This is a genomic window from Mycobacterium sp. UM_CSW, assembly GCF_000455205.1.
Classification (GTDB): Bacteria; Actinomycetota; Actinomycetes; order Mycobacteriales; family Mycobacteriaceae; genus Mycobacterium.
This window is the reverse complement of record NZ_AUWQ01000117.1, coordinates 1-7,748: the sequence shown is the minus strand read 5'-3', so window position 1 is coordinate 7,748 and position 7,748 is coordinate 1. Positions and strand designations below refer to the sequence as shown.

Here is a 7,748-nt window from a genome sequence, read left to right as displayed (position 1 = left end):
CCTGGCCGCCGGCTTCGACCCCGCGCTGGCCCGCGCCGCCGGCGAGGTGATCGGCCGCGAGGCACGCAGCCGCGGGTTCAACGTGCAGCTCGCCGGCGCGATGAACCTGACCCGTGACCCGCGCAACGGCCGCAACTTCGAATACCTTTCCGAGGACCCGCTTTTGACCGGGTTGATCGCCGCCGAGTCGGTCAACGGCATCCAGGAGCAGGGCGTCATCTCGACGGTCAAGCACTTCTCGCTGAACTGCAACGAGACCAACCGGCACTGGCTGAACGCGGTCATCGATCCCGGCGCGCACCGCGAATCCGACCTGCTGGCCTTCGAGATCGCCATCGAGCGCTCATCGCCCGGCGCGGTGATGGCGGCCTACAACAAGGTCAACGGCGACTACGCCGCGGCCAACGACGCCCTGATCAACGGGGTACTGAAAGGTGCCTGGGGATACCGCGGTTGGGTCATGTCCGACTGGGGTGGGACGCCCAGTTGGAAATGCGCGCCGGCCGGCCTCGACCAGGAGTGCGGCGCGCAAATCGACGCGCTGCTGTGGCAATCCGAGGCGTTCGGCGAGCCGCTGCGGGCCGCCCACGCCGCCGGGGCGCTGCCCTCCGAGCGCCTGTCCGACATGGTCCGGCGAATCCTGCGGTCGATGTTCGCGGTCGGCATCGACCGGGCCGAGGCCGCGCCCGAACCGGATATGAACGCGCACAACGACATTGCATTGCAGATCGCGCGTCGGGGTATCGTGCTGTTGGCCAACCGCGGCGTCCTGCCCATCGCGCCCGAGTCCGCGGCGCGCATCGCCGTCATCGGCGGGTACGCGCAGCTGGGCGTCGCCGCGGGCTACGGTTCGAGCGCGGTCGTCCCACCCGGCGGCTACGCCGGGGTCATCCCGCTCGGTGGCCTGGGCCTCGAGGCAGGGTTGCGCAACCTGTACCTGCTGCCGTCGAGCCCGCTCGCCGAACTGCGCAGCCAACTTCCCGGCGCGCAGATCGATTTCGATCCCGGCGCCAGCCCGGCCGAGGCGGTGCGGGCAGCGCGGCGCGCCGACATCGCTATCGTCTTCGCGGTCCGCGCCGAAGGGGAGGGCTTCGACGGCGCGGACCTCACGCTGCCGTGGGGCCAGGACGCGGTGATCGCCGCGGTGGCAGCCGCCAACCCGAACACCGTCGTGGTGCTGGAAACCGGAAACCCGGTGGCCATGCCGTGGCGGGATTCGGTGAACGCCGTCGTGCAGGCGTGGTATCCGGGCCAGGCCGGCGGCCGGGCGATCGCGGAAATCCTTGCCGGGCGGGTTAATCCGTCGGGCCGGCTGCCGATCACCTTCCCGGTGGACCTGGGCCAGACGCCGCGCCCGGAGCTGCCCGAGCCGGACGCACCGTGGGGGACGCCGACGACCATCGACTACTTCGAAGGGGCTGACGTCGGCTACCGCTGGTTCGCCAAGAACGGCCTGGCACCGATGTTCGCGTTCGGTCATGGCCTGTCCTACACCAGCTTTGACTACCGGGACCTGGCGGTGACCGGCGGCGAGAGCGTCACGGCGAGCTTCACCGTCGCCAACGTCGGCGACCGGGCCGGGGCCGACGTCCCGCAGCTGTATTTGACCGCGGCCCCCGGCGGACGATGCCTGCGGCTGCTGGGATTTCAGCGCCTGGAGCTCGAGGCCGGCGCAACCCGCCGGGTGACGATCGAGGCCGATCCGCGGCTGCTCGCCTATTACGACGGCGCCGCGCAAACCTGGCGCATCGAACCCGGCGGTCACGCGGTGGCCGTCGGCGCGTCGGCCGCCGCCCTCCGGCTGGAGGCACGGGTCGAGCTGGCCGGTCGCGCGTTCGGGCGCTGATCACGCGGATCCGCGCGACCGGCCGGGTGGGCTACTCGACCGGCCTCAGCTCGTCGCCGCAGGTGCAGCGGTACGGCTCACCCGCGCCGGAGCAGTGGCAGGGAACCTCGATGCGAACGCGACATCCGCAGCCCTCGTGGCCACAGCTCAGCAACGTCCCCGCGTCGTATTCAGCCATTCAGATCACCCTTCTCTGTCGTCGTGGACACCGCCACTATATACCCCCTATGGGTATGCAGTAAACACCTCGGCCTAGCGTTGGCGGCATGACGGAAAACCCGACCCCGCAAGACGTGGACGCATTCCTGGACAACACACTCATCGGCGACGAGCCGGCCCTCGCCGCGGCGCTACAGGCCAGCGACGCGGCCGGGTTACCCCAAATCGCCGTGTCGGCGCAGCAGGGCAAATTCCTTTCCCTGCTGGCGGGCGCCACCCAAGCCCGCCGCGTCCTCGAGATCGGCACCCTGGGCGGCTTCAGCACCATCTGGCTGGCGCGCGGGGTAGGACCGCAGGGACGGGTGGTGACGCTGGAATACGAGCCCAAGCACGCCGAGGTCGCGCGGGCCAACCTGCAGCGTGCCGGCGTGGCCGACCGTGTCGAGGTCATCGTCGGCGCCGCGCTCGACACGTTGCCGGCACTGACCGGCGGCCCCTTCGACCTGGTGTTCATCGACGCCGACAAGGAGAACTACGCCGCATACCTCGAGTGGGCGGTGCGGCTGGCTCGTCCCGGCTCAGTCCTCGTGCTGGACAACGTTGTTCGCGAGGGCCAGATCCTCGATCCCGACTGCGATGACGAGCGGGTGCGGGCGACGCGGCGGACGCTGCAGCTGATGGGCGAGCACCCGCGGCTGGACACCGCGGTGATCCAGACGGTCGGCGCCAAGCATTGGGACGGTTTCGCCTTCGCGTTGGTGCGGTAGTGCCTCAGCGCGGGGCGAGGTCGGCGACTGCCTGTGCGGCGGACGTGAGTTCGCTTATGCGCAAGGCGGTTTCGCCGGCATACAGTGCGGCGCTGTCCAGCCACGAATCGGGCACCCCGGCCACCGGTGCAAGTGGGGTGAAGAACGGGCGACCCGGCGACTGCAGCCGCATCAGCGCGCCCGCGTCGAAATAACCCAGCACCGCCAGCGGGCGGCTCGCCGCGTTGAGGGCGGCGGGCAGGGCCTTGGCCTTCCCGTCGTCGCCGCACCAGCGCCGGGTCGCCGCGTTGGGCACGACACGGTGACGCAGCGGCCAGCTCAGTCCGAACAGGTCCGTCTCAATGGTCCTGTCCGCGTTGATGACCCGCCGCTGGTACTCGCGACTCGCATTTGCCTCGTGCGTCAACAGGAACCGCGTGCCGGCGATGACGCCGCTGGCCCCGGCGTCCAACGCGGCGCGCGTGTCGGCGGCGGTTGTGATGCCGCCGGCCAAGAACACCGGTCGCTTCCCGGCCGCCTTCAGGGCCCGGGGCAGGAAGTCCAGCGCGGGCATGGTGCCGACGAGGTGGCCGCCGGCCTCGCGTCCCTGGGCGATCAAACCGTCGGCGCCCCAGGCGATCGCGGCGCGCGCCCGCTCCTCGGTGCCGACCATCACGAACACGAATATTCCCGCCTCGCGTAGGTGATCGACGAGCCCGCGCTTTTCGCCGAACGCCAGCACGACGGCGTCCACGTGGGCGTCGACGCAGACCGTGACGTGGTGGCGATGGACGAAGGGCATCAACAGATTTACCGCCACCGCGCGCCCGGGCGCCCGCTCGCGCACCTGATCGATCGACGCGCGTAGCTGGCGGGCGGTGGCGATGCCGAGGGTGCCCAGGCCGCCGGCGTCGGCGACCGCGGCGGCCAGCGGCGCTTGCGCAATGCCGCCGCCCATTCCGGCCTGCCCCACCGGCACGTCGAGCCGCAGCCGGTCGGCGATGTCCATGCCCACGACGCTACGCGGTCTCTCGAATTGGGTGACGTCCGAGCGTAATCTTGACAGCGGATGGATGGGTGCAGCGAAGCTCAAAAGGCTTGCTGCATAACAGAAAGGTCACAAAATGAGTACGGTCCATTCATCAATAGATCACCACCCCGATTTGTTGGCTCTGCGCGCGAATTACGAGCGCCTCGCCGAGTCGATGAGCGCGCACGTCACCTTCGGTCTGGCCCTGCTGACGGGCCTGTACGTGGCGGCGTCACCGTGGATGGTGGGATTCAGCGCGACGGCATCGCTCGCCACGTCCGACCTGATCGTCGGCATCGCGGTGGCGTTCTTGGCGTACGGTTTCGCAACCGCGCTGGATCGCGCGCACGGCATGACGTGGACGCTGCCGGTGCTCGGCGCGTGGCTCGTCGTCGCACCGTGGGTGCTGCCCGGGTTCACCGCAACCGCCGGCATGATCTGGTCGAACGTCGTCGCGGGCGGGTTGCTGACGGTCCTGGGCCTGAACGCCACCTACTTCGGCGTGCGCACACGCGAGGCGGCCACCCACGCATAGCCGTTGGGGTGCAACAACATAGGCGGCGAGCCGCGGTGCAATATGGCGGCTAGCCGCAGACCGCGCCGATCGCCGCCGAGCTCACCAACTTGACGTACTTGGCCAGCACGCCGGTCTTGTAACGCGGCTCCGGCGGCGTGAAATCCCTTCGCCGCGCTTCGAATTCGGCCGGGTCGGTCAACACGTCGAGGGTGCGGCCGGCCACGTCCAGCCGGATCCGGTCGCCGTCGCGCAGCAGCGCGATCGGCCCGCCGTCGACTGCCTCCGGGGCGATGTGGCCCACGCACAGACCGGTGGTGCCGCCGGAGAACCGCCCGTCGGTCAGCAGCAGCACGTCCTTGCCGAGCCCGGCGCCCTTGATGGCGCCGGTGATGGCGAGCATCTCGCGCATCCCGGGTCCACCCTTGGGGCCCTCGTAGCGGATCACGACGGCGTCGCCCCCGGTGATGGTCCCGTCCTCCAGGGCGTCCAGCGCGGCCCGTTCGCCGTCGAAAACCCTTGCGGTGCCTTCGAACACGTCGGAGTCGAAGCCGGCCGTCTTGACCACCGCGCCCTCGGGCGCCAGCGATCCGCGCAGGATCGTGATCCCCCCGGTCGGGTGGATCGGGTCGGCGAGCGCGCGCAGCACCTTGCCGTCCGGGTCGGGCGGGGCGATCGCGGCCAGGTTCTCGGCCACCGTCTTGCCGGTCACCGTCAGGCAGTCGCCGCGCAGCAGGCCCGCGTCGAGCAGGGCCTTCATCACCACCGGGACGCCGCCGATGTGGTCGACGTCGGACATGACGTGGCGGCCGAACGGCTTGACGTCGGCCAGGTGCGGCACCTTCGAACCGATCCGGCTGAAGTCGTCGAGGGACAGCTCGACGTCGGCCTCGCGCGCGATGGCCAGCAGGTGCAGCACCGCGTTGGTCGACCCGCCGAACGCCATCACCACGGCGATCGCGTTGTCGAAGGCTTCCTTGGTGAGGATGTCGCGGGCGGTGATGCCGCGCCGCAGCAGCTCCACGACGGCCTGGCCGCTGCGCCGCGCGAACCCGTCGCGGCGGCGGTCGGTCGCCGGCGGGGCCGCGCTGCCCGGCAGCGACATGCCGAGCGCCTCGGCGGCGCTGGCCATGGTGTTGGCGGTGTACATGCCGCCGCACGCGCCCTCGCCCGGGCAGATGGCGCGCTCGATGGCGTCGACGTCCTCGCGGGGCATCAGGCCGCGGGCGCAGGCGCCCACCGCCTCGAACGCGTCGATGATCGTGACCTCGCGCTCGCTGCCGTCGGACAGCTTGGCCACCCCCGGCAGGATCGAGCCGGCGTAGAGGAACACCGCCGCCAGGTCCAGCCGCGCCGCGGCCATCAGCATCCCGGGCAGCGACTTGTCGCACCCCGCCAGCAGCACCGAGCCGTCAAGGCGCTCGGCCTGCATCACGGTCTCGACGCTGTCGGCGATCACCTCGCGGGACACCAGCGAGAAATGCATCCCCTCGTGCCCCATCGAGATGCCGTCGGAAACCGAGATGGTGCCGAACTCGAGCGGGTACCCGCCGGCCGAGAACACCCCCTCCTTGACCGCCTTGGCGAGCCGGTCCAGCGACAGGTTGCACGGCGTGATCTCGTTCCACGACGACGCGACCCCGATCTGCGGCTTGGCGAAGTCCTCGTCCCCCATGCCTACGGCGCGGAGCATGCCGCGGGCGGCGGCCTTCTCCAGGCCGTCGGTGACGTCACGACTACGGGGCTTGATGTCAGGGGCCTTGTTAACGGACATCGTGTAAGTATGCGTGGCGCGGCCAAGCCGATATTTGCGGGCATACCCCGTCGGGGTACCAAGTACCATGGGCGTATGACGACCGAGCACGGATACTCGCAGCAGAAGGACAACTACGCCAAGCGGCTGCGACGCATCGAGGGCCAGGTGCGCGGCATCGCGCGGATGATCGAGGAAGACAAGTACTGCATCGACGTCCTCACCCAGATCAGCGCGGTCAACAGCGCCCTGCGCTCGGTGGCGCTGAATCTGCTCGACGAGCACCTGAACCACTGCGTGACCCGGGCCGTGGCCGACGGCGGGGACGAGGCGGACGACAAGCTGGCCGAGGCCTCGGCCGCCATCGCGCGCCTGGTCCGTTCCTGATCACTTCTCGGTAGGCGTGTTGAACCGCTAACTGCGGGGAACCTATTGTTGCGGTGCGTACGGTAGGTGCAGCGTGATTTCGCCAACCAGCCTTGCCCGGCCGATTGCGTACCCGATCCTATGACTGTCGAAGCCGCCACCACTGCCGCGCGAACGTGGACGCCACGGGTCGCGGCGCAGCTGGCGGTGCTGGCGGCCGCGGCCTTCACCTACGTCACGGCCGAAATCCTGCCGGTGGGCGCGCTCTCGGCGATCGCGCGCAACCTGCAAGTCAGCGTCGTGTTGGTCGGAACCCTGCTGACCTGGTACGCGCTGGTCGCGGCGCTGTCGACGTTTCCGCTGGTGCGCTGGACGGCGCACTGGCCGCGCCGTCGGGCGTTGGTCGTCAGCCTGGTCTGCCTGACCGTCTCGCAACTCATCTCGGCGCTGGCGCCGAACTTCGCCGTGCTGGCTGTGGGGCGGGTGCTGTGCGCGCTCACCCACGGGCTGCTGTGGTCGATCATCGCCCCGATCGCCACTCGGCTGGTGCCGCCGAGCCACGCGGGACGCGCCACCATGTCCATCTACATCGGCACCAGCCTGGCGCTGGTGATCGGCAGCCCGCTCACCGCCGCCCTGAGCCTGATGTGGGGGTGGCGGCTGGCCGCGGTCTGCGTCACCGTCGCCGCGGCCGTCGTTACCGTCGCGGCCTGGCTGTTGCTGCCCGAGCTGGTGCTGTCCGCCGACCAGCTCAAGTGCGTCGGCCCGCGAGCCCGGCACCACCGCAATCGCGCCCTGATCGTCGTCAGCCTCATCACCATGGTCGGCGTCACCGGCCATTTCGTGTCGTACACCTACATCGTGGTGATCATCCGCGAGGTCGTCGGCGTGCGCGGACCGAACCTCGCCTGGGTGCTGGCCGCCTACGGCGCCGCCGGGGTTGTCGCCGTGGGGATGGTGGCGCGCCCCCTGGACCGCCGGCCCAGGGGCGCCGTGTTGATCTGCATGGCGGGGTTGACCGCCGCGTTCGTGGTGCTGACCGCGCTCGCGTTCGGCGGCGGACGCGGCGTCGCCCCCTATTCGGTCGCTCTGATCGGGATTGCGGCCATCGTGTTGTGGGGCGCAATGGCCACCGCTGTCTCGCCGATGCTGCAGTCCGCCGCGATGCGCAACGGGGCCGACGACCCCGACGGGGCCTCGGGCCTGTACGTGACGGCGTTTCAGGTGGGCATCATGGCCGGCTCGCTGGCCGGCGGACTGTTGTACGAGCGCAGCGTCGCGCTGATGCTGACCGCATCCGCGGGCCTGATGGGCGCCGCGCTGGCGGGCATGGC

8 protein-coding genes are annotated in these 7,748 nt (G+C 70.3%); 5 read left to right on the top strand and 3 right to left on the bottom strand.

The features are described from left to right. On the top strand, positions 1–1,846 hold a 1,846-nt coding region (locus tag N415_RS27710), incomplete at its 5' end, for a beta-glucosidase (RefSeq protein WP_068188679.1). Positions 1,847–1,877: 31 nt separating this feature from the next. Here the strand turns inward: N415_RS27710 and N415_RS31120 are convergent. Next, complete coding sequence (locus tag N415_RS31120; RefSeq protein ID WP_081665563.1) at positions 1,878–2,024, bottom strand: metallothionein; 147 nt, start codon at positions 2,022–2,024, stop codon at positions 1,878–1,880. Positions 2,025–2,112: 88 nt separating this feature from the next. On the opposite strand from N415_RS31120, the gene N415_RS27705 reads away from it, so the two are divergent. Next, the gene (locus N415_RS27705; RefSeq protein ID WP_068188676.1) at positions 2,113–2,772 is read left to right on the top strand and encodes an O-methyltransferase; all 660 of its coding nucleotides are present in this window, start codon (positions 2,113–2,115) and stop codon (positions 2,770–2,772) included. 4 nt (positions 2,773–2,776) lie between these two features. Here the strand turns inward: N415_RS27705 and N415_RS27700 are convergent, their stop codons facing one another. Further along, positions 2,777–3,760: a nitronate monooxygenase gene (locus tag N415_RS27700; RefSeq protein ID WP_068188674.1), complete on the bottom strand. Its 984-nt coding sequence runs from the start codon at positions 3,758–3,760 to the stop codon at positions 2,777–2,779. A gap of 115 nt (positions 3,761–3,875) precedes the next feature. On the opposite strand from N415_RS27700, the gene N415_RS27695 reads away from it, so the two are divergent. Then, positions 3,876–4,316: an SPW repeat protein gene (locus tag N415_RS27695; protein WP_068188671.1), complete on the top strand. Its 441-nt coding sequence runs from the start codon at positions 3,876–3,878 to the stop codon at positions 4,314–4,316. A gap of 49 nt (positions 4,317–4,365) precedes the next feature. Here the strand turns inward: N415_RS27695 and ilvD are convergent, their stop codons facing one another. Then, positions 4,366–6,069: a dihydroxy-acid dehydratase gene (gene ilvD / locus N415_RS27690; protein WP_068188666.1), complete on the bottom strand. Its 1,704-nt coding sequence runs from the start codon at positions 6,067–6,069 to the stop codon at positions 4,366–4,368. A 75-nt stretch (positions 6,070–6,144) separates the two neighbouring features. On the opposite strand from ilvD, the gene N415_RS27685 reads away from it, so the two are divergent. Next, positions 6,145–6,435: a metal-sensitive transcriptional regulator gene (locus tag N415_RS27685; protein WP_068188663.1), complete on the top strand. Its 291-nt coding sequence runs from the start codon at positions 6,145–6,147 to the stop codon at positions 6,433–6,435. A 120-nt stretch (positions 6,436–6,555) separates the two neighbouring features. Beyond that, on the top strand, positions 6,556–7,748 hold a 1,193-nt coding region (locus tag N415_RS27680), incomplete at its 3' end, for an MFS transporter (RefSeq protein WP_068188660.1).

What these genes read in the sequence shown, in the direction of transcription:
- N415_RS31120 (WP_081665563.1), bottom strand. Translation starts at nt 2,024, where the DNA reads ATGGCTGAATACGACGCGGGGACGTTGCTGAGCTGTGGCCACGAGGGC.
- N415_RS27705 (WP_068188676.1), top strand. Translation starts at nt 2,113, where the DNA reads ATGACGGAAAACCCGACCCCGCAAGACGTGGACGCATTCCTGGACAAC.
- N415_RS27700 (WP_068188674.1), bottom strand. Translation starts at nt 3,760, where the DNA reads ATGGACATCGCCGACCGGCTGCGGCTCGACGTGCCGGTGGGGCAGGCC.
- N415_RS27695 (WP_068188671.1), top strand. Translation starts at nt 3,876, where the DNA reads ATGAGTACGGTCCATTCATCAATAGATCACCACCCCGATTTGTTGGCT.
- ilvD (WP_068188666.1), bottom strand. Translation starts at nt 6,069, where the DNA reads ATGTCCGTTAACAAGGCCCCTGACATCAAGCCCCGTAGTCGTGACGTC.
- N415_RS27685 (WP_068188663.1), top strand. Translation starts at nt 6,145, where the DNA reads ATGACGACCGAGCACGGATACTCGCAGCAGAAGGACAACTACGCCAAG.